The sequence below is a fragment of the Sorangium sp. So ce1014 genome (genome assembly GCF_051521505.1).
Lineage (GTDB): Bacteria > Myxococcota_A > Polyangia > Polyangiales > Polyangiaceae > Sorangium.
Genome location: NZ_CP150356.1, coordinates 11,471,436 through 11,492,236 on the forward strand (window position 1 = coordinate 11,471,436; position 20,801 = coordinate 11,492,236).

Below are 20,801 nucleotides of genomic sequence, written 5' to 3' on the forward strand. Positions count from 1 at the left end.
GGACGGCGCATCGAAGCTCCGGGGGCGACAGGAGGGCTGGCTCGCCGGGGGCGGGCCCGGGGCCGCGCGGGAGTCGCTCGGTGCGAGTCGCGCGGCTGCCATAAAAACACTGCAATAACGCGTGGTTACGCGGAGAGGGGGCCGGTTCCCAAACGACTCGGAATGAGGGTTCGTAAAAATTATATGTGGAATCTCAATCCGACGATGCCCTTCGCGCCAAACATCAAAGCTTCGTTGTGCTGCACGAGGTGGGTGTTCCTTTCCTTCGCAGGACGCTCCGCGGGTATGGCGTCGACCCTCACGATCTCGACGACGTGCTGCACGACATCCTCATCGCGGCCTACCGCGGTCTGGAGGGCTTCGACGCGAGCCGTCTGCTGCGCGCCGCCCTGGGGTTGCGCGACGAGGACGAGGTGGGCGGTAGCCAGCCGGTGCCGTTCAGCATGGTGCTTCCCTATGTGAGCCGCCTGCGGGCGCGGCGGGCGTGGGACCCGCTGTACCGGTGGCTCTTCGGGATCGCGTGGCGGCAGATAACTCACTACCGGCATCGGGCGTTCCGGCGCCGCGAGATCCCGGTGGGCCTGCAGGGCGGCAGCGCGATCTTCGCCGGCATCGACAGGCGCCCCCGCCTGGAGCAGCGGGTCGAGGCGACGGAGCGGGCCGACGTGATCGACCTGCTGCTCGCGAGCCTCGTCCCGCAGCGGCGCGTCATGCTGGTGATGCACGACATGCTCGAGATCCCGGTCGTGGAGATCGCCCGGGAGCTCCAGATCAACGCGAACACGGCCCAGAACCGCCTCCGGCTGGCCCGGGAGGACTTCCGGGCGGCGGTGAAGCGGCTCGGCCCGGAGCAGCGGAGCGCGCTGCGCCTCGGCGAGACGCCGTTCGCCGCCGAGGCGACGACGCGCCGCCGGCCGGCGCCCCGGCGGCGCGGGTGACGAGCTCCGGGGACGCCGTGGTAGGCTCGGCGCTCATGGCGCAGCTCTCGCGCGCGGACCAGGTGGCGGCGCTCGGGCGCATGATCGCGGCGCTCGACGCTCGGCCGGCGCCGCGCTTCGACGCCTTCGCGGCCCTGTTCCACGGGAAGAGCCTGCGCAAGGGCGAGACGTTCGTGCGGGCGGGCGAGGCGAGCGACTCGGTGGCGCTCGTCAACTCCGGCGTCGCCAGGATGTTCTACACGCGGAGAGATGGAAAGGAGTTCAACAAGGCGTTCGTCTCCGCGCCCGACTTCATGTCGGTGCTGGAGGCGCTGATCACCGGGGAGCCCGCCAGGCTGACGATTCAGGCGCTGACCCCGATGCAGCTCTTCGTCGCGCCCTACGCGCGGCTGAGCGAGTTCGGCGAGCGCGACGTCTACTGGGAACGGGTGAGCCGGCGGATCGTCGAGCGGGTGTACGTGAAGAAGGTACGCCGCGAGGCATCGCTGCTGATGGACACGGCCGCCGAGCGCTATCGCGCCTTCGTCGCGGAGCACGGCGCCGTGGCGAGCCGCGTGCCCGACTATCACATCGCCGCGTACCTCGGCATCACGCCCGAGGCCCTGAGTCGCTTGAAGCGCGCGGCGACCAGGCCGGTCGCTTCTTGACCTAGGTCAAGGCGCGACCGCGCCCCCGCGGGTCAGCTTTCGGGCATGACGACGGAACGAACGACGCGAAACGGCGAGCAGCGAGCAACGGAACCCACGCGCGGCCTTTCGCGCCGCGACGAGCCGCGGGGCGCGGCCCGGAAGGCGGCGCTGCTGGCGGGGCTCGCGGTCCTGCTCGCCGGCTCGGCGCTGGCCGCGTGCGCCGCGGCGCCGCCGAGGCTCCACCCCGTGTTTCCCGAGCGCCCGGCGGCAGTGAAACCCAGAGGGAGGATCCTGTTCGTCCTCAGCGCGGCGCGAGAGCAGACGCTCGGCGACCGCTCGAAGCGCGCGACAGGCACCTTCCTCGGGGAGTTCTACGAGCCGTACCTGGCCCTCACCGGCGCGGGGCACGAGGTCGTGTTCGCGACCGACGGCGGCGCCGCTCCGGCGATCGACCCGGAGAGCCTCGACGAGAGGTACTGGGAAGACGACGCGCGGCGCGCGCAAGCGCAACGGTTCGTCGAGCGCGCCCCGCAGATCCGCGCGCCGCTCAGCCTGAAGCGGGCGCGCGCCGCGGCCGACTCGTTCGACGGCATCGTCGTTCCGGGCGGACAGGGCGTGATGGTCGACCTGCTCGACAACGCGGACCTGCACGCGCTGCTCGCTCACTTCGCCGTCAAGGACCAGCCCGTGGGGTTGATCTGTCACGCGCCGGCTGTGTTGACCCGCATGCGGCAGCCGAATCCGCTCAGCCGTCGAACGGTGACGTCGGTCTCGTCGTTCGAGGAGCTCTACATCGAGACCTTCGTGATGGGCGCCGAGGCCCAGGTCCGGGACATCGGCGAGCAGCTCGAGGACCACGGCTATGATCACGAGGCCGCCTTCCCGGGGAGCGCCCATGCGCTGCGCGATTGTAACCTCGTGACCAGCCAGAATCCCTTCTCCACGGACCGGTTCAGCGCGCTGTACCTCGAGGCGCTCACCGACTATCGACACGGCGCTCGTTGCGCGAGCCGCGGGCGACCGTGAGCCCATCCCCTCAGGGGCGACTGGAAGGTAGTGGTCCAATTTGAAAATGAAGGCGGGAAGGCAGGAAGAAAATCAGTGTTCTTCCCGTCTTCCCGCCTTCATGTGGACTCTCTCTGGGCAAAGTTGACCACTACCCCGGCGCGCATCCAGCTTTAAGGTACGCGCCATGCTGGACATCGATCGCCGCACTTTCCTCGTCGGCGCCGCGGCCGCCGGAGCGCTCGCCTCGTTTCCCCGCCTCGCCAGGGGCGCGGGTGGCAAGGCCGTCGATCTCTCGGCGGTGTACGGCAAGATCACCGAGCAGCTGAATCCGTCGATCGAGCGCATCCAGCGCTGGATCCAGCAGCCGTCGATCTCGGCGCAGAACGTCGGCATCACCGAGTGCTGCGAGCTGACCATGGAGCTCCTGCGCGACGCCGGCTTCGGCACGGTCAAGAAGATGAAGACCGACGGGCATCCAGGCATCTTCGCGACGCTCGACGCCGGCGCGAAGCAGACCATGGGCTTCTACTTCATGTACGATGTGCAGCCGGTGGAGGAGAAGGAGTGGTCGTCGCCGCCCTTCGCCGCCAGGCTTGTCGACAAGGCGGGCATCGGCAAGGTCATCGTGGGGCGCGGCGCGGTCAACCAGAAGGGGCCGCAGGGGGCGTTCCTGGCCGCGCTGCACGCGGTGCGGGCCGCCGGCCTGAAGCTGCCGGTCAACCTGGTGGTGGTCGCCGAAGGCGAGGAGGAGCTCGGCTCGCCGCATTTCTCGCAAGTGGTGTGGAACGAAGATGTGATGAGGGCGCTCGAGACATGCCAGGGCGTGATCATGCCGTCGGCGCAGCAATCGCTGTCCGGCACGGTCAACATGGATCTGGGCGCCAAGGGCATCGTCTACGTCGAGCTCGGGGCGAGCGGCAAGGCGTGGGGTCGCGGCCCGCGCGAGGCGGAGATCCACTCCAGCATGAAGGTGGTCGTCGACAGCCCGGTCTGGCGGCTCGTGCAGGCGCTCGGCACGCTGGTCTCGGCGGACGGCAACGAACCGAGGATCGACGGCCTCACCGACGCCGTGCGGCCGGTCTCCAGGCAGCAGAAGATCCTGCTCGACGACCTGTCAGCGCGCTGGGACGAGGCCGACTGGAAGAACGCCTTCAAGGTCGACAGGTGGGTGAACGACCTCGAAGAGCGCGCCATGCTCGAGCGCTACGTCTCGCGCCCGTCGGTGAACATCGACGGCCTTTATGCCGGCTACATCGGCGAGGGCTCCCAGACCATCCTGCCGCACCGCGCCTTCGCCAAGATGGATATCCGGCTGGTGCCCGACATGACCGCCAAGGACGTGCTCGCCAAGCTGCGCAAGCACCTCGACAGGCGCGGCTACACGGACATCGTGATCAAGGACCTGGGCAGCTACGACCCGACGAACACCGCGCTCGACGCGCCGCCCATCCAGACCCAGCTCGCCGTCTACAAGGCCGCCGGCCTCGACCCGGTGATCTGGCCGCGCGTCGCCGGCTCCTGGCCCGGCTACCTCTTCACAGGAAAGCCGCTCGAGCGCCCCGCCGGCCACGTCGGCCTCGGCCACGGCTCCGGCGCCCACGCCAAGGACGAATACTTCGTCGTCGAGCCCGCCGCCGGCAAGAAGTACCTCGGCCTCGACGGCGCGACCCGCTCCTTCGTCGACTTCCTCTTCGCTCTCTGAAGCATCCGTCGTCCGCTCCTCCGCACCAGCGAGGGAGCTCAACGACGAAGCGGCCAGCGCCGGCCGCGCGACCTGCGCCGGCGGCTCGGGCGGGCTTCAGCCCCTCAGTTCCCCTCTCCCATGCACATCCGCAAGCCATCGCGCAGCTTCGCGCGCGTCGTGACGCGGCTCAGGTCAAGCCCGTGCGAGATCATGGTCCGGGCAACCTCGGGCTGAATGCCCGTGATGATGCTCCGGGAGCCCAGGAGCTGCACGGATCGGATGATGCGCACGAGGCGCTCGGCCGTGCCGGGATCGATCGTGTTCACCCCGGTGAGATCGAGGATCGTGGACCTCGACTGGGTATGGACCACCCGCTCGAGGAGATCCTGCATGATCGTCGCGGCCCGGTCATCGTCGAGCCCACCCACCACCGGGATGGTGAGCACGCCGTCCCACACCTCGAGGATGGGCGTGGAGAGGGTGCGGATGAGCTCTTTTTGCCGCCCGATGAGCGCGAGCTTCTCCGAGAGCTCGAGCTCGATCCGCTGGTGGGCGACCTCGAGCTCGGCGGTCCGTGTACTGACCTTCTCCTCGAGGCTCGCGTAGAGGAGCGCGTTCTCCATCGAGATGGCCACCTGGGCGGCGAGCAGCCTGGTGACCTCCAGCCGGTCCGGCGTGAAGGCTCCGGCGGCCAGATCGTTCTCGAGGTAGATGACGCCCACGAGGCGCCCCTGCCGGAGGATGGGCGCCGCGAGGATCGATCGGGCCTGGGTCCTCGCGATGTACGGGTCGCTCGCGAACTGATCGCTGCTGGCAGCGTCGCTGAGGACGACGCTCTCCGCGGTCCGCGCGACGTAGTGCACGACGCTCGCGGCGACCTCCCCGCACGAGTCCAGGGGCACGGGCGAGGACACCTTGATCTCCTGCGCCTCGACGTGACCTTCCGCCTGGACCACGAGCCTGTCGTTGTCTCTGAGGATCACGAGCCCCTTCCTGGCGCCTGCGCCCTCGAGGATGCTCTGCATGAGCTTCTCGAGGAGGCAGGGGAACAGGATCTCGCCCGAGATCGCCTGTGAGGCCTTGATGATGGCGAGCGTGTCGAGCTTCACCTCGCCGTGGTCCACCTCCGCGGCGTGACCGAGGGACGCGCTCTGGACGGCCCCGCCGTGGTCACCCCAGCCCGGCTGGCGCGGCGCCTCCCGCAGGAGCGCCAGCGGGAAGTCCCGCTCGAGGCGCTCCGTCACGCGCGTGGCGCCCCAGCGAGCATAGAGCCGGTGCGCCTCGGTGATGTAGGCGTGCGCGAGGAACTGCCTGCCCATGTCGCGGTAATGCAGCGCGCAGAGCTCGTTCGCGAGCGCCTCGTCATGGACGAGCTGCGCCTCCCTCGCGGCGGTGATCGCCTGATCGTAGAGGGCGCTCGCGCCGTCGCGCTGCTCGATCCGCGAGAGCTCCGCCCTCAGGATCAAGCTGCGGTGACGGAAGCTCTGCGGGTTGAGCCCTGCCCAGAGATCGAGCTTGCCCGCGAACTCCCCGAGCCTGGCGACGTACGCGGCCCGCTGCTCCGGCGCGGCGGCCAGCGAGGCCCGCGAGAACGCCACGCCGCCATAGAAATAGTAGCAAGGGCTCACGTGCCAGGCGCCGAGCATCACGCCGGCGCCCGGGTCGGTCTCGCCCCAAACCTCTGCCGCCCGCTCGTACGCGCCCTTGAAGACGCCGCCGATGACCGTGAAGATGTTCGTGAAATAGAGGCTCGCGGTGTTGCCGATCCTCCTGGCCTCCGCGATGATGGCGTCGAGATCGACCCGGCGCGCGCGCGGCTCGCCGCCGTCCCCCTCGGCGGACGTGCTGAGCTCTTCGCCGAGATCGGCGGCGGCGGCGACGATCCAGGTGATCGCATTGAACCTGTCGAGCTTGCAGATGTGCTCGCTGTCCTTCGCCTCCTGGACGAGCTCGCGGAGGTTCTTCCCCTGGAGCAGGCTGTTGAGCTGCGAGTTGCATGCGTTGTAAAAAGACCAGATGTACTGGCCTGTCTCGAGGCCGACGTGCATGCCCTTGCGCAACGATGTCTTGTAGGTCGCGTAGCTCTCTTTCCAGTGCTGCACCCACGCGCCCCACATGTTGCACAGCATGGCCTCGGACTTCTTGTCCGGATTGCGCTCGTTGAGGCGGACCGCGGCCCTGCCGAACTCGTAGCCTTTCTCGACGTCGAGCCGGGCGCACAGGAGCGTCCCGAAGTTGACGTACGCGTAGATCGAGTTCCTCGAGATCCCGTGCGTGAGCGAGTTCTGGAGCATCTTCATCACGGTGATGCCGAAGTTGTTCGTCCCCAGCTGGTAGGTGGGCGCGAACATCTCCTGCAGCAGATCCTGCAGGGCGGCGATCTCGGGATCGGCCAGGGCGGGCAGATCGATGAGGGAGGCGATGGGCCGATCGCCGATCATGGTCATCGTCCGTTCGATCTCGGCGACGAGCACGCTGTCGTCCGGGTAGGGCGGCAGGTCGATGCCGAACGCTCGCAGGGCGGCGAGCCCCTCGTCCAGCGCGGCGGGCAGATCGTTCTTCAGGATCTGCACGTTGATGGTCAGGCGCCGGACCTCGGTCTTGTGCACCCGCCCCCTCGCCTTGTCGAGGCAGCCCGAGAGCGTGGCGAGCGCGTCGTCGTGCCGCTCGCAGAGCGACTCCAGCACGCCCTTCTTCGTGTGGTAGGCGAACGTCAGCTCGTACTCGGAGGTCCACGCGTCCGCGTGCAGCATGGAGATGCCGTGCTCCAGGTACTTCAGCGACGCGGAGAAGGCGCTCGACTCCTCGGCGCGCGCGGCTGCCCGGAGGTTGAGCCTGGCCGAGGTGAGCCGCTCCTCCGGCGCCTGGATCAGATCGCCGGCGCTGTTCAGGTGATTGACGATATCGAACACGCTCTGTCCCTCGTCGGGGCCGAGCTTGCCGAGGATCAGCCTGCCAATCCGGTAGTGGAACCCCGGCCGGTCCCGCGCGGGGATCAGGGAGTATGCGGCCTCCTGGATCTTGTCGTGCGCGAAGCGGTAGCCCTCGCCGGCGCTCACGATCAGGCCATCGTCGATGGCCCTGGCGAGGCTACCGTAGGTGGCGTCGGGGGCCTCTGCGCTGACGGTGTTCAGGATCTCCAGCTCGAAGCTGTTGCCGATCGCCGCGGCGAGCCGGAGCACCTCTTGCGTGTCCTCGGGCAGGCGCCGGATGGTCTGCGCCATCAGGCTCAAGACGTTGTCGGTGTGCTCCAGCTCTTTGATCGTCGAGAGGTCCCAGCGCCACCCCGCCGCGGGATCGAGGACCAGCACCCTGACCTCCACCAGATGCCGCAGGAACTGCTTTACGAAGAACGGGTTGCCGCCGGTCTTCTTCAGCACCGCGCGCGCGAGCGCGTCCGTGCCGCCGGCCCTCAGGCTGTCGAGCAAGAGCTCGTTCAGGTGGGCCAGCCGGAGCGGCTCCAGAACGATGTTCACGACCCCGAGGCGCGCCTGCTGGAGCTCCTCGAGCGCGACGAGGAAGGGGTGGGTCGGGCTCACCTCGTTGTCGCGATAGGCGCCGCAGAAGAAGAGCGACTCCATCTCCTCGTCGGCGAGGAGGGACTTGAGCAGGCTGAGGCTGGCCGAGTCCACCCACTGCAGATCATCGATGAAGACGGCGAGCGGGTGGGCTGGGCGGGCGAACACCGAGACGAACTTCTTGAAATAGAGGTTCAGACGGTTCTGGGCCTCGACCGGGCCGAGCGCCGGCACGGCCGGCTGCTCGCCGATGAGGTGCCTGAGCGACGGGAGGACATCGCAGATGACCTGCCCGTTGCTCCCGAGGGCATCGAGGAGGGCCTTCCGCCACCTCTGGACGCGCTCCTCGCTCTCGGACAGGAGCTGCTTGACGAGCGCGTCGAACGCATGGACGACGGCGCTGTAGGGCGTGTCGCGGTTGTACTGGTCGTACTTGCCGCTGACGTAGTAGCCCCGCTCGCGCGCCAGCGGCTTGAGGATCTCCTGCACGAGGGACGACTTGCCGATCCCCGAGTAGCCCGAGACCAGCACGATCGCGCGCCTGCCCCGGAGCACGTCGTCGAACGACTCGATGAGCCGCCGGATGTCGCCCTCGCGACCGTAGAGCTTCTGGTGGATCTGGAAGAGATCGGTCCTGTCGTGCTGGCCCGGGGTGAAATCCTCGATCGCGCCGCTCTCCTCCCAGCGCCGTCGACACGCCTTCAGATCGTCCCTCAGGCCTTCGGTGCTCTGGTAGCGATCCTCGGCGTTCTTGCCGAGCAGCTTCATCGTGATGGCCGAGAGCGCCGGGGGCACCTTCGGGCTCAGCTCCGAGGGTGGGGTCGGCCTCACGGCGATGTGGGCGTGGATCAGCTCGAGCGGGTCCGCGGCCTCGAACGGCCTTCGCCCGGTGAGGATCTCGTAGAACACGACCCCGAGCGAGTACAGGTCGGTGCGGTAGTCGACGCTGCGGTTCATGCGGCCGGTCTGCTCGGGTGAGGTGTACGGGAGCACCTCCGAGAGGACCTCGCGGCCGTAGATGGCCTCCCTCTCGCGCGTCACGATGGATTCGACGCCGAAGCCGGTGAGCTTGATCTGCCCCCCTTCCCCGAGCAGGATGTTCCTGGGCCTGACGTCGCCGTGGATGAGGCCGCGCCGATGGATATCGGCCAGGGCTTCGGCCATGAGGATGGCCCCGCTCAGGAACCCGCCGACGTCGAGATCGCCCCGATCCTTCAGGAGCTCGGACAGCGCGGCAGCCGGGAAATACTCGGTCACGAGCAAGAGCCCGTCCGCGTGCTCCTCGACGCCGTGGATCTTGACGATCCTCTCCGAGTCGATGTGCCTGATAGCGCTGCAGGCGTGCTTGAAGCGCGTGATATCGGCGACCCGCGTGAGATCGGCGTGGAGCATCCTCACCGCCACCTCTCTCTCCTCGCCCTCCCGGCGGGCTCGGTACGTGACGGAGGCCGCCGTCTCGCCCGTCTTCGCGGTGATGTGATATCCCCTGATTTGAGCCATCCCCTGTTCAATCCCCGGGCGTCGTGTCATGGTCGACAGCAGGAGAGACCAAAAGATTCGATGATGTCAAGGGCGGATCACCACGTAGGTTTCAGGCGATCGACGATCGATGACGATCCGCTCACCCTCGTAAAAGCGATGAACTATCGATGGCTTATCCCGCGCATCGAAGGGTCTGTCTTCAATTCGCGGTCTGCGGGCTCACGGCGGATGCGTATTTGTCAGGCTCATGAGCGGACGCCGACGGCGTCGCGGATGGCCATCGACAGCATGGGCGACAGGAGGCACGCCCATCGATGGATGTCCATCCACGAGGTCGAGCGTGACGTCATCGATGGGATCGAGCTTCAGCGCCCGGGCCGCCACCTCACCGGCAAGGAAGCTCGCTACTCGTACTGGACCGACTCCGCGGCGTTGCTCCGCCCCGCGCTGCGCGCCGGGTAAAGCGACGCCCCGAGCGCCACCGCCGTCGCCCCGAGCGCCGTGAGCAGGCCGTACTCCAGCGGGATGGTGAGCTCGACCTCGAAGCTCGACACCGTGCGCAGCGCCCCGAGCGCCGCCGCGCCCAGCGGGATCCCGAGCAGGACCGCCAGCACGCCGCCCAGCGCGCCCACCAGCGCCCCCTCCATCAGCACCATCCGCCGGACCTGGCCCGCCGTCATCCCGAGCACGCGGTGCAGCGCGAGCTCCCGCCGCCGCGCGTGCAGCGCCAGGACCATCTGGTTTGCCACGCCGATCGCGGCGAGCACCGTCGTGAAGCCGAGGATCATGTCGAAGATCACGAAGTCACGCCCGGTCGCCTTGCGGCGCACCGCCTCGAGCTCGACCCCCGTCTGCATCCGGATGTCGCGCGCGGGCGGCACGTCGGCCAGGAGCTCGCCCCAGGGCGGCGTCGCCGGGCCGCCCCGCGCCGCCGCCGCCCCGGTCACCGGATCGGCGAGCGCCACCGTGTGGCCGATCGCGAGCACGTACGGCGAGATGACCGGGAAGTCGGCCGCCTCGATGACCGCGTAGGTGCGCAGGTTGCGGTACGCGCCGGGCGCGTGGACATAGCCCAGCTCGTCGGTGACGCCGACGATCTCGAACCGCCGCGCGCCGGCGCGGCCGCTCACCTCGAGCTGATCGCCGGGGCCGACGCCGAAGCGGCGGGCCATCATCGTGGAGACGATCGCCTTGCCCGGGCCGAAGCGGCGGGCGAGCGCGATCGACTCGGGGCGGCCGGTGGCCTCGGCGAGCGCGCGGAGCTCGTCGGCCGGGACCGCATGGACGACGTTGGGCCACGGCGTGCGGCTCGAGAAGCGCGCCGCGACGAGGCGCGGCGGCAGGCTCGGCAGGAGGCGCTGGGCGTGGCCGAGCGGCTCGTCCGGGTAGAGGAACGCGTAGGGCGCGAGGGCGCGGCCCGCCCAGGCCGAGACCTCCTGCTTGAGCGCCCCCGTGGCGATGTGCAGCGCGAGCAGGAGGGCGAAGACCATCATCACGCCGCCGACGCTCCAGGCGAGCTCGTGGCCGCTGTGCTCGACGCGGCGACGGAGCAGCAGGCGCTCGGCGGCCCAGCGGCGCGGCGCGAGGCGGACGGCGAGCGCGCCGAGGCGCGCGACGAGGTCCGGGACGAAGACGATGGCCGCGAGGAACGCCGCGCAGACGAGGCCCGCCTCGAGGACGAAGAAGGCGAACAGGGGCACGGACTGCCGGAAGAAGGGGCGGAGCAGGCCGTAGACGAGCACCATGAACGGCAGCGCGAGCAGCATGACGCCGCGCATGCGGCGCCGCTGCTCGGCCCCGCCCTCGAGGAAGCGCGGGCGCAGGGCGCGCGCGATGTCGAGGCGGAGCGCGTCGCGCACCGGGCGGAGCACGCCGAGCAGCGCGGTGAGGGCGCCGGTGCCGCAGACGAGCAGCATCGCGCTCCAGGGCAGGCGGATCGCGTGGAGCGGGATGCGCGCGCGGCCCGTCGTCGTGATGCCCGCCTTCGCGGCGAGGTACGCGAGCGGGATCGACCCGAGCAGGCCGAGCGCCGCGCCGGCCAGGCCGAGCAGCAGGGCCTCGAAGACGAAGACCGCCGCCACCTGCGGGGGCAGCGCGCCGGCGCTGCGCAGGAGGGCGATCTCGCGGCGGCGGCGCTCGACGGCGACGTTGAAGGTGAAGAACACGATGAGGGCGCCGACGAGGAACGCGGAGAGCGAGCCGAGGCGGATCGCCGACCGCATGATCTCGTAGTCCTCGTGCGTCTCCTCCTGGGCGTCGGCCGCGGCGATGAGCGTGCCGTCCGGGCGGAGGCCGCTCAGGGCGACGGTCTGCTCGGTGAAGACGGGGAGATCGGGGTTCGTGACGGCGCTGCGCGCCTCGACGGCGCGCGTGCCGACGTCGAGGATGAGGACGACGTTGACCGTGGCCGTGCCGAGGGCGACGCCGAGCAGGGCGGCCATCGCGCCGAAGCGATCGGCGCGCAGGTTGCGCAGGGCGAGCATCCGGACGAGCGGCTGGAAGAGGGCGCGGAGGAGGAGCATTCAGATGCCGAGCTCTTTCAGCCGGTCGTGGACGGCGGCCGAGGTCACGGCGGGGCCCGCGAGGGCGGCGTCGTGCAGGAGGAGGCCGTCGCGCATGAACACGACGCGGTGGGCGCGGGCGGCGTCCTCGGCGTTGTGCGTGACGAGGAGCATGGCGCTCCCGGCGTCGCGGAGGGCGTCGGCGAGCAGCGCCATGATGCGGCGGCCGGTCGCGATGTTGACGTTGCCGGTCGGCTCGTCGGCGAGCACGAGCGCAGGGCGGCGGACGAGCGCGCGCGCGATGGAGATGAGCTGCATCTCGCCGCCCGACATCTGCGAGGGCAGGTGCTCGGCGCGGGCGCGCATGCCGACGCGATCGAGCATGCGCGAGGCGGCGTCGTGGTCCGGCGCGGCGCCGTCGATGAGGTACGGCAGGATGATGTTCTCGTAGCCGGTGAGGGTCGGGACGAGGTTGAAGAACTGGTAGACGATGCCGACGCGGCGGCGGCGCAGGAGGGTGCGGCCGTGCTCGTCGAGGGCGGCCATGTCCTCGCCGAGGACGCGGATCTCGCCGCGATCGGGGGACTCGAGGCCCGCGACGCACGAGAGCAGCGTGCTCTTGCCGACGCCGGAAGGGCCCATGATCGCGCACATCTCGCCGGCGTGGATGTCGAGGTCGACCCCGCGGAGCACCTCGATCGGCGTGGCGCCGAGCGCGTGGGACTTGTGGAGGTTGCGGACGCGGAGGACGGGCTGGTCGGAGCTCACGGGAGGATCGCGATCTGTCTACAGCATCTGCGCGCGGTGTTCACCCCGCTTCCGCGCGCGGCCATGAAGCGCTGTCTCCCTGCCGCCGGGTGGTGGTCAGACCGGCGCATGAATCCGGGAATGATGGGATAAAAATTCAATTGTTTCATTGGCTTACCGTCTTCATGGTGTCTCGTCCTGGGCAGATGCGGCCGCGACGCTACGTCGCGCCGGCACCACCTGGCCCAGAGACGCGCGCACGTGCTCGATGAGCACCTTGATCTTGGGGATCTCGGAGAGCACCTCCGGGACGCTGAGCCGCACCGGCCTCTCCTGGCCGACGACGTCGGGGAGGACCCGCACGAGCACGTCCGGGCCGAGGCCCGGATCGGGCAGGAGCGCGTCGGGGACCAGGCCGATTCCCAGGCCGGAGATGCAACAGTGGCGGATGAAGTGGATGTCCGTCGCGATGAGGGCCGGCGCGACGGTGAAGGACGCGCCCCGCCGTGTCCGCCAGATCCGCGCGTCCTCGCCGGGGGCTTGCCACGCGAACAGCTCGTGGTGCTTCAGGTCCTCGATCGTGCGGGGGGTGCCGCGCCGCTCCAGGTAGGCGCGGCCGGCGATCAGCCACTCACGGATGCGCAGGACGACGTGCGATATCCAGTGCCCCCGCGGCGCGTCCTCGCCGAAGTGAACCGCGATGTCGACGTCCGTCAGGGCCTCGGCCAGCGGGTCGTTGCTGAAGCGGCAATGAAAGTGGAGCCTCGGATACGCCTTTCGCACGGCGGCGAAGACCGGCGTGAGCGCGTGCGGCGGCAGCCCCACGGGCAGGACGACCCGCAGGGTGCCCGAGGGCGCGTCGCCGACCTCGCGGATCGAGGCCAGGAGCGCGCCGGCCTCCTGCATCATACCGCGTCCCCGCTTGGCGAGCACTTGCCCGGCCTCGGTCGGCAGGACGCCGTGCCGCACGCTCTCGAGCAGCGCGACGCCGGCGCGCTGCTCGAGCGACGCGACCTGGCGCCGGAGCGTCGTGCGCGACGTGCCGAGCGCGCGCGCGGCGCCGAGGTACGACCCGGCCTCGACGACCGCGATGAAGGCGCGCAGCTCCTCGAGGTCCAACCCTCCTGCCACTGTCCGCATTCTAGCCAGGGGTGACCGTCTTCGGCCATCGACATCCGGCGCGGCTCGCTAGTGTCGTCCCTGGAGGAGCAAAGCCGATGGGACGAGACGCTTCACATGCGCTCACACGGACAGGATCGCTCGCAGCGCTGGCCCTCGTGGCCGCCGCGTCCGCGGGCTGCGGCGGAGGCGAGGAGACGAGCACGACGCCGGAGACGACATCGATCTACGAGGATCCCCCCGAGCTCCAGCCGGGCGGGGACGGGGCGTACGAGCTCCACTTCGGGCCGAGCGCGGTGGAGATCGGCGGGCGGCGGCTCTGTCTTCGCGCGTACAACGGCATGACGAGCGGGCCCACGATCCGCGTCCCGAAGGGTGAGAACCGAAGAGTCCGCGTGAACCTGGTCAACGATTTCGCGAGGAGCGACTTCCGCGAGATCGCGAGCATGATGGGTCACGGGGGGAGGTCGTGTCACGACTTCAACCTGACGAACCTGCACGCGCACGGCCTGCACGTGCAGCCCAACTTCGCGACGGACGATCCCGCGGACCCGTGCGAGGGCGACGGCTGCGCCCCGGGTGAGCGGTATTTCGGGGATCACGTGCTGCACAAGGTCGGGCCGGGGGAGGGCGCCCGGTACCGCTGGGATGTCGACGAGGACGGGATCCATCACGAGGGGACCAACTGGTACCATCCTCATATCCACGGTTCGACGGCCATCCAGGTCATGGATGGCGCCGCCGGGGCGCTCCTCATCGAGGGGGAGCTCGACGAGCTCCCCGGCATCCAAAGGGCCCGAGAGCGGGTCATGGTCATGACGCAGGTGCCCATCGATCACGAGAACACGGTGCCCTTGAAAGAGGGGGAGGACTGCACCGAGCACAACCTGTCGGTGACCGATTTCCTCGCGGTCGAGACGCTCCGGGCCACGCTGATCAACGGCAAGCTCAGGCCGCGGCTCGTGACGCCGCCCGGGCAGGTGGAGCGCTGGCGCATGGTCTACGCGGGCAGCCCCGACGAGATGGGGATGAAGCTGCACGTCGCGAAGGACGCGGCGTGCTCGGATTTCGACAAGGAGCCCATCGAGACGACGCAGATCGCGCGCGACGGGCTGACGCTGCCGCAGTTCTACAGGAGCGACACGGTGTGGGTATCACCGGGGTACCGCGTCGACGTGATGGTGAAGATGCCCGAGCAGGAACAGACGCTCTGTCTTGTCGGCCGCCGGCCGAACGACCTCCAGGGCAGCGTCATCGCGATCGTCGACGTGGCCGCGAGCGCGGGTGAGCCGACCGAGGTGAACCTGCCCAGCGAGGCGGACGTGGCCGCGCTCGCCCCGCCCACCTCGTGGACCGGCATGGTCGACGGCAAGATGACCGAGGTGAGCTGCGATTCGGTCGAGACCGTGCACCAGAAGGTGGTGCTGCTGGTGCCCACGCCGGGGTCACAGCCGCCCGATCTCGGCTCGGACGTGGCGCTCAAGACGTGCGATCCGGAGGACCACCCGCACGCGATCGATCCGGACGCGCCTGTGTGCCTCTGCCCGGATCCGAACATCAGCTGCCGCAAGTTCGACGATCGGCGGCTCCGGGGCTACCGGAGCGACCGTGTCATGACGGCCGGCAGCGCGGAGCGGTGGGAGATCCGCGCGTTCGACGGCCACCCGTTCCACATCCACATCAACCCTTTCCTTGTGTGCCCCAACACGTCGAACAAGGAGCCCAACTTTCCCCACTGGCGGGACACGATGTGGGTCCAGCTCGAGGACGGACCGCGCGACGTGCTCATGAATCCACGGAAGTTCATGGGTCAGTTCGTGCTGCACTGCCACAAGCTGAACCACGAGGACGAAGGGATGATGGAGCTCGTGGAGATCTGCGATCCCGAAGATCAGGAGTGCCTGTGTCTGGGGAAGGATGAGGACGGCGCGTGCATCTCCCAGAGCGGGTGTCTGCCGGACGATCTGCAGTGCCAGTTCGCGAAGAGAGCGACCGACGCATACCCGGCGCCGCCGGCGCCGGATCTCGAGCTGTGCGGGCCGTGATCGACCGGTGAGCGCGGCGGCTCAGAACACGACCTTGAGGTGCCCGCCCACCGTCGTGAGCACCAGCGTGTACGTCCCGTTGCCGAGGTCGTAGTCGGACTCGGTCACCGTGCGCGGCAGGATGCCCTGCACGCGGACGTCGCCCGAGAGCGATACGCTGTCGCTCACCTTGAGGACGCCGCCGACGTCGCCGATCAGCCGGTGGTTGTCGGGCGCCGACCTCCAGCCACATCGTGTCGTTCCACCGGCGGGGCAAGGTCACGGTGACGCTATCGGCGATCCCGAGCTTCGGCTGGGACGCCGAGCGCCGCCGCTGCCGAGCCGAAGCCGGCCAGCCGCGCAAAGAGAGCGCTCAAGCCCTTGACCTCAGGGCGGCCTCATTGTCGATGCATGGATAATTATTGATACAGCGTCACTTTTCCAGGAGGGAGGCGGAACGCATAAGGAACCTTCCGTCATCTGAGGTGAGCGCGGCGATCCACCCTTGACATCCTCGAATCGTTTTGTTCTTTCTTATCCCCTGAGGATCTGTATAAATTCGAGCTTTGCTCGTTTTCGAACGGAGGTCTTTGCTTATGAGAGCTCGGTTTTCGTCCATGCTATGGGGAATCCTGCCTGCGGCAGCCCTCGGCTGTGGTGACGGGGGCGCAGTCCCTGCATTGTCATCGGGGAGCGGTGGCGGTCCGGGCGGCTCTACCGGCAGCGAGGGGGCCACGGTCGCAAGCGGCAGTACGGGCGCGAGCGGCGCGAGCGGTGCGAGCGGCGCGAGCGGCGCGACGGGCGGAGCCGCGGCCGTGGGGAGCGGCGGGAGCGGAGGCGACGGTGGGGGTGGGGAAGGCGAGGGCGGAGGCGGCGGTGGCGGGCGGATCTGCCCGGGCGGACCGTACGCGGACGATCCGCTGCCGAGCGGGAGGCCCCAGCGGGTGCGCGACGGGTTCGACTACGTCGAGGGGCCGGTCTGGGTGGCCGCGGAGGGCGCGCTGTACTTCTCGGAGCTGCACCTCGACGAGGAGAACGCGCCGCCGCTCAACGGCCCGCGGGCGACGATACACAGGTTCACGCCGCCGGGCTCGTTCGAGGTGTTCATCGAGGACAGCTCGACGAACGGGCTGGGCCTTCACGTCGACGGGAACCTCATCGCGTGCACCCACGACACGCGGAGCGTCTCGGTGTTCGACCTCGGCACGAGGGCGCGGCGCCCGATCGCCGAAGGGTACATGGGGAAGCGGTTCAGCTCGCCGAACGATGTCGTCGTGCGGGGTGACGGCAACGTTTATTTCAGCGACCCGGAGTTCCAGCTCAGCGGTCGCCCGGAGCTGCCGATGGCGGTGTACCGCGTGTCGCCGTCCGGCGAGGTCAGCGTCGTGGACACGCTGGACAGCCCGAACGGCGTCGCGCTCTCGCCCGACGGCAGCGCGCTCTACGCCGGCGAGTTCGGCGGCCCGGTCCGGCGGTACCCCCTGAACGCCGACGGCTCGGCCGGCCCCACCTCCGAGGTCATCGCCAACCTGGCGGACGCCGACGGCATGACGGTCGATTGCGCTGGCAATCTCTACGTCGGATGGCGAGGCGGCGTCGAGGTGATCGCGCCGGGCGGCGCGAGGCTCGGCACGATCGAGGGGGTAGGCAAGGCGTCGAACGTCGCGTTCGGTGGGGCCGACCGGAGGACGCTCTATATCACCGCGGGCCGCGCGCTGTACTCGATCGAGATGGCCATTCCCGGCTATCCCTATTGAGTGCAGGATGCCTGACAGATCGGCGCGCGCCGGGAATGGGTGCGTTTTCTCTGGATTCAGGGTAGATCGATGACACCGCGGGAGGGAGCCGCCGCGGCGCCCTTCCCCGCGGCCCGCGCTGAGCTGCCGGCGTCATGGATCCGCGTAGGCGCGGGGCCCCGGCGGCGCCACGGCTGTTGGAGGGTGTTGCACCCGAGGCCCCGGAGGGGCGGTGATCAGGAGCGCGCCGCGGCGCCCCGGTCACCCGGTACGGCCCTTGCATCAGCCGGTCGTCGCCACAGGCTGGGCGACGCCGCCGCTTGCCTCGCCCGGCGTGTTCCTCCGCTTTTCTGGCGCAACGCCAAGGAGACATTGGACCCATGAGTCTGCGGACATCGGCCCTCGTCCTCGTCGCCATCAGTTTCCCGTTCGGCTGCGGGCCGCGCCCGCCGGTGCCCCCGGAACCTCCGCCCACGCCCCCGGCGCCCTCTCCTTCGTCCCAGCGCGTGGCGCCGCCGAACCCCGCCGCCGCGAGGGCCTCCCGGGGGCTCCTCCACAATGGCATGCCGCGCAACGGGCTCAGCGTCCAGGCGCTGGCCGCCAACAAGTCGCTCCTCAATGGCCTCGCGCGCGAGCCGCTGAACAGCGCGAGCGTCCGGCCGGCGTACCTGGCCATCGCCAACAGCTTCACCAACGGGCAGCGCACCGGCGACCTGAAAGACACGAGCTCGCTGATGGAGTATATCACCTCGTGCGCGCTCGACCCGGGCGCCGTCGTGACGGTGAACGCGTCCGAGCCGCGCATCGAATGGAAGGGAGAGCTCGGGCTCTGCGACGAGAGCTCGCCCCTCGGAGACTGGTCCGAGGAGCCGGCGACGTCCGACTGCGAGCAGGCCGTCTCCGCGTGCGTCCTCGCCCGGGTGAACGCGAACGGGGACAAGGTCGTCATCTCGATGCGCGGCGAGCCGGAACAGCTCTTTCGGCTGCAGCCGGTCGTGCCTGTCGAGACGTACTTCCGCGAGAAGGGCGGGACACCGATCCCGAGCATCCACCAGAAGGAGTGCAGCGACAAAGAGCTCCAGAGAGGAGAGTCCCGGAACTGCGGCTTCTCTCCGCGCTTCGTGGGGCGCTGCCAGCCCGAGAGCAGGGTGACGATCACATCGACCCAGGCCGGCGTTGGATCGTACCCTCGCTTCGTGCGCATCTGCGAGGGGCTCCACGCCTGCGATCACCCAAAGGAGCCGGGCGAGGTTGCGCGGAGCTATTCGAGGCACCTCCTCAGCGGGCATATCAAAAGCGAGAACCATCGCATCACGTTCACATGTCCAGGCAACCGCGCCGACCCCCGGCGCAAGATGGGCTATTACAGCGTCATGGTCGCCTCGCCGCAGGGCGGCGATCCCGGATTCGACGCGCAGGTGTCCGCCGACGGCAGCTACCCGGCGACGGAGGCCGAGGTGTTCACGTACCTCGAGGGGGCGTTCTACGGGAATCTCTTCGACGGCTCCCTCAAAAATCTGTCCGGCTCCCCGGCCATGTCCGACATGCTGGCGGCGAATCAGTATGCCTGTTTCAGCCACGTCTGGAGGTACGGGAAGGCGTACATGGCCGACAGGCTGTGCCTGTCTCCGGAGGATAGCTGCTTCGTCAACCAGCCCGGCCAGTGCTGGCCGCCGTCCGGCGCCACGGGGCAGTGCGAGTACGACAATGTGCTTTACCCCGAGTGCCAGTGGCGGCCCCAGACCTACAAGCATCCCGTCACGATCTATCTCAACGACCCGTGCGACCTCTCGGGGAACGCCGGGGCCGAAGCGTGCAGCCTCGATGGTGGTCTTTTTGGGGCCTCCGTGACCAAGGATTCCGCGGAGTCTCGAGGCAAACCAGACCGCCACCTCGTGCCCACGCACGGCCGTTGACCCCTCCCGCTTGCCGCTACTCGATCGCCGCGGCGAGCCGGCGCATCTGCGCAACGGCCGGCGCCGGCTCGTCCGCCGCGGACGACGCGTCGAGCACCCGCCGGGGGCCCTGCCGATTTCGCTCGGGTATGTACGACGCTGCGCAGGGCAGGATTTACGTGAGCCGCGGTGTCGGCACCAGCGTCCTTCCTGTGCGGTTCACCTGTCGGCCAGAGCTCCCCGTGTTCCGGCTGATCGCCGGGTGACGCTCTTGCGGTTCGCTGGCGATTCAGATCCCATAGCCCGCGGGCGCCGGCGCGGAAATCACGCCGGGGCTCCGGCTCCACCCCCGGAATGACACTCAGGGGCAGGCGTTTGCGTAGATCCAGCAGCTCGACGACGTGGTTCCCTGCACCCAGCTGAACGCGGTGCTGGACGTGCACGCGGTCTCGTAGCGCGTGGAGTTATACGCGTTGCCATAGGCGTTGGGGCAGGAGATGCAGAATGCGTATTTGTTCGGCTGGCCCCCCGGGTTGTTGGGGCAGAGACAGGCCCCGCAATCGGAGGGGCAGCTCGAGCAGGTCTCGCCGTTGGTGCAGGCGCCATTTCCGCAAGGCGGAGGGGGCTCGGCGGTGGTGTACACGGCATAGGCATACTGCTCGCGGAGCGTCTTGATCCGGGGCGACGCGTTCGCCGGACGATTGTTGCAAACGTCCGTGCGCAGCGTCGCGAGCGCGCTGACGTCGATCCGCACACGGTTATTCAGCGCGTTCGCGTTGCTCAGCGCTGAATCGAGCGCCCAGCAGGCATAGCTCCAGGAAGTCGGAAGCCACGATGCGACGAGCGCCTGGCTCTCGGCAATGGCGAGGTTCACGCCGAGATCGTAATATGCGGCGTAGGTGGAGCTGTTGGCGATTGCTGCGGCGATTTCGTAACGCCGACCGAGGACGGTCGAGTACGGCTTCTGGACATCCTTGCCGATCGGGTCTGGCGATTGCGGCTTGTAACCGGCTGCCGAGATTGCATAGCGGGTGTCGGGGAGCGTCGTGGCGGCAAAATTGAGCGACGAATTCATATTATCGTAGTCGATCTGCGTGTTATCTCCGGACGCCGACCAGTCGACGAGCGAGGCGAAAAACTCGGCGAAGCCCATCGCCGCGCCGGTATCGTATATCTTCCCAACGCCCTGCCGCTGGCTGGCGTTGATCGCGAGCTCAGCCGTTGCAGTGACTTCGGTGACTTCGCTCTCCTCCGCGGCCTCCAGCTCATTGCCATCAGGCGTCGTGTCGACATCGCATCCAATAGGGAGGATGGACAGGGTGAGAATGGCGGTAGCAAGGGATATGGCTGTGCGCATAGGAATCTCCTTGGTCGGGTGCAGCTAGGGCATTGGGGCGCACGCGAACCAGCGTTTGGTGCGTCCGGGGCCTCGGTTTTTGCAAGCCGGTTTTGTCAGTTTGCAATTTTTGCAAGTTTTGCAAGTGGCGTGCCGTGTCGGATGCAAAGAAGACCCCGGAGAA

The 20,801-nt window shown here is 68.9% G+C and carries 13 protein-coding genes; 7 read left to right on the forward strand and 6 right to left on the reverse strand.

The genetic code is table 11. From position 1 onward, the window contains the following. Window positions 1–248 precede the first annotated feature (248 nt). The 4 genes from WME75_RS43285 to WME75_RS43300 all read left to right on the forward strand — a co-directional run bounded on the left by WME75_RS43285 (window position 249) and on the right by WME75_RS43300 (window position 4,277). Window positions 249–938, forward strand: a complete 690-nt coding sequence (locus WME75_RS43285) for an RNA polymerase sigma factor (RefSeq protein ID WP_437483567.1) — start codon at window positions 249–251, stop codon at window positions 936–938. Window positions 939–973: 35 nt separating this feature from the next. Next, a complete protein-coding gene (locus WME75_RS43290) occupies window positions 974–1,585 on the forward strand; it encodes a Crp/Fnr family transcriptional regulator (protein WP_437483570.1) in 612 nt (203 codons plus the stop codon). A gap of 45 nt (window positions 1,586–1,630) precedes the next feature. Continuing rightward, the gene (locus WME75_RS43295) at window positions 1,631–2,593 is read left to right on the forward strand and encodes a type 1 glutamine amidotransferase domain-containing protein (protein WP_437483573.1); all 963 of its coding nucleotides are present in this window, start codon (window positions 1,631–1,633) and stop codon (window positions 2,591–2,593) included. A gap of 166 nt (window positions 2,594–2,759) precedes the next feature. Then, window positions 2,760–4,277: a M20/M25/M40 family metallo-hydrolase gene (locus tag WME75_RS43300; RefSeq protein WP_437483576.1), complete on the forward strand. Its 1,518-nt coding sequence runs from the start codon at window positions 2,760–2,762 to the stop codon at window positions 4,275–4,277. 104 nt (window positions 4,278–4,381) lie between these two features. Here WME75_RS43300 and WME75_RS43305 read toward each other — a convergent pair whose 3' ends face one another. The 4 genes from WME75_RS43305 to WME75_RS43320 all read right to left on the reverse strand — a co-directional run bounded on the left by WME75_RS43305 (window position 4,382) and on the right by WME75_RS43320 (window position 13,647). Then, window positions 4,382–9,277 carry an AAA family ATPase gene (locus WME75_RS43305; RefSeq protein WP_437483579.1) on the reverse strand — a complete coding sequence of 1,632 codons (4,896 nt, stop codon included), beginning with the start codon at window positions 9,275–9,277 and terminating at the stop codon, window positions 4,382–4,384. Between the two features lie 386 nt (window positions 9,278–9,663). Next, on the reverse strand, window positions 9,664–11,781 hold the full coding sequence (locus WME75_RS43310; RefSeq protein WP_437483582.1) for an ABC transporter permease: 2,118 nt from the start codon (window positions 11,779–11,781) through the stop codon (window positions 9,664–9,666). Continuing rightward, complete coding sequence (locus WME75_RS43315; protein ID WP_437483584.1) at window positions 11,782–12,528, reverse strand: ABC transporter ATP-binding protein; 747 nt, start codon at window positions 12,526–12,528, stop codon at window positions 11,782–11,784. Window positions 12,529–12,690: 162 nt separating this feature from the next. Continuing rightward, window positions 12,691–13,647: a LysR family transcriptional regulator gene (locus WME75_RS43320; RefSeq protein WP_437483587.1), complete on the reverse strand. Its 957-nt coding sequence runs from the start codon at window positions 13,645–13,647 to the stop codon at window positions 12,691–12,693. Between the two features lie 137 nt (window positions 13,648–13,784). Between WME75_RS43320 and WME75_RS43325 the strand changes: the two genes are divergently transcribed. After that, window positions 13,785–15,671: a multicopper oxidase family protein gene (locus tag WME75_RS43325; RefSeq protein WP_437483590.1), complete on the forward strand. Its 1,887-nt coding sequence runs from the start codon at window positions 13,785–13,787 to the stop codon at window positions 15,669–15,671. Between the two features lie 21 nt (window positions 15,672–15,692). Here WME75_RS43325 and WME75_RS43330 read toward each other — a convergent pair whose 3' ends face one another. After that, window positions 15,693–15,839, reverse strand: coding sequence for a hypothetical protein (locus tag WME75_RS43330; RefSeq protein ID WP_437483593.1), 147 nt, complete (start codon window positions 15,837–15,839; stop codon window positions 15,693–15,695). Window positions 15,840–16,465: 626 nt separating this feature from the next. Here WME75_RS43330 and WME75_RS43335 point away from each other — a divergent pair. Both WME75_RS43335 and WME75_RS43340 read left to right on the forward strand, forming a co-directional pair. Next, entirely contained in the window at window positions 16,466–17,407 is a 942-nt protein-coding gene (locus WME75_RS43335; RefSeq protein ID WP_437483595.1) for an SMP-30/gluconolactonase/LRE family protein, read from the forward strand. Window positions 17,408–17,766: 359 nt separating this feature from the next. Continuing rightward, window positions 17,767–19,302 carry a hypothetical protein gene (locus WME75_RS43340; protein WP_437483596.1) on the forward strand — a complete coding sequence of 512 codons (1,536 nt, stop codon included), beginning with the start codon at window positions 17,767–17,769 and terminating at the stop codon, window positions 19,300–19,302. A gap of 340 nt (window positions 19,303–19,642) precedes the next feature. Here the strand turns inward: WME75_RS43340 and WME75_RS43345 are convergent, their stop codons facing one another. Further along, on the reverse strand, window positions 19,643–20,638 hold the full coding sequence (locus WME75_RS43345; RefSeq protein ID WP_437483598.1) for a hypothetical protein: 996 nt from the start codon (window positions 20,636–20,638) through the stop codon (window positions 19,643–19,645). Between the last annotated feature and the right edge of the window lie 163 nt (window positions 20,639–20,801).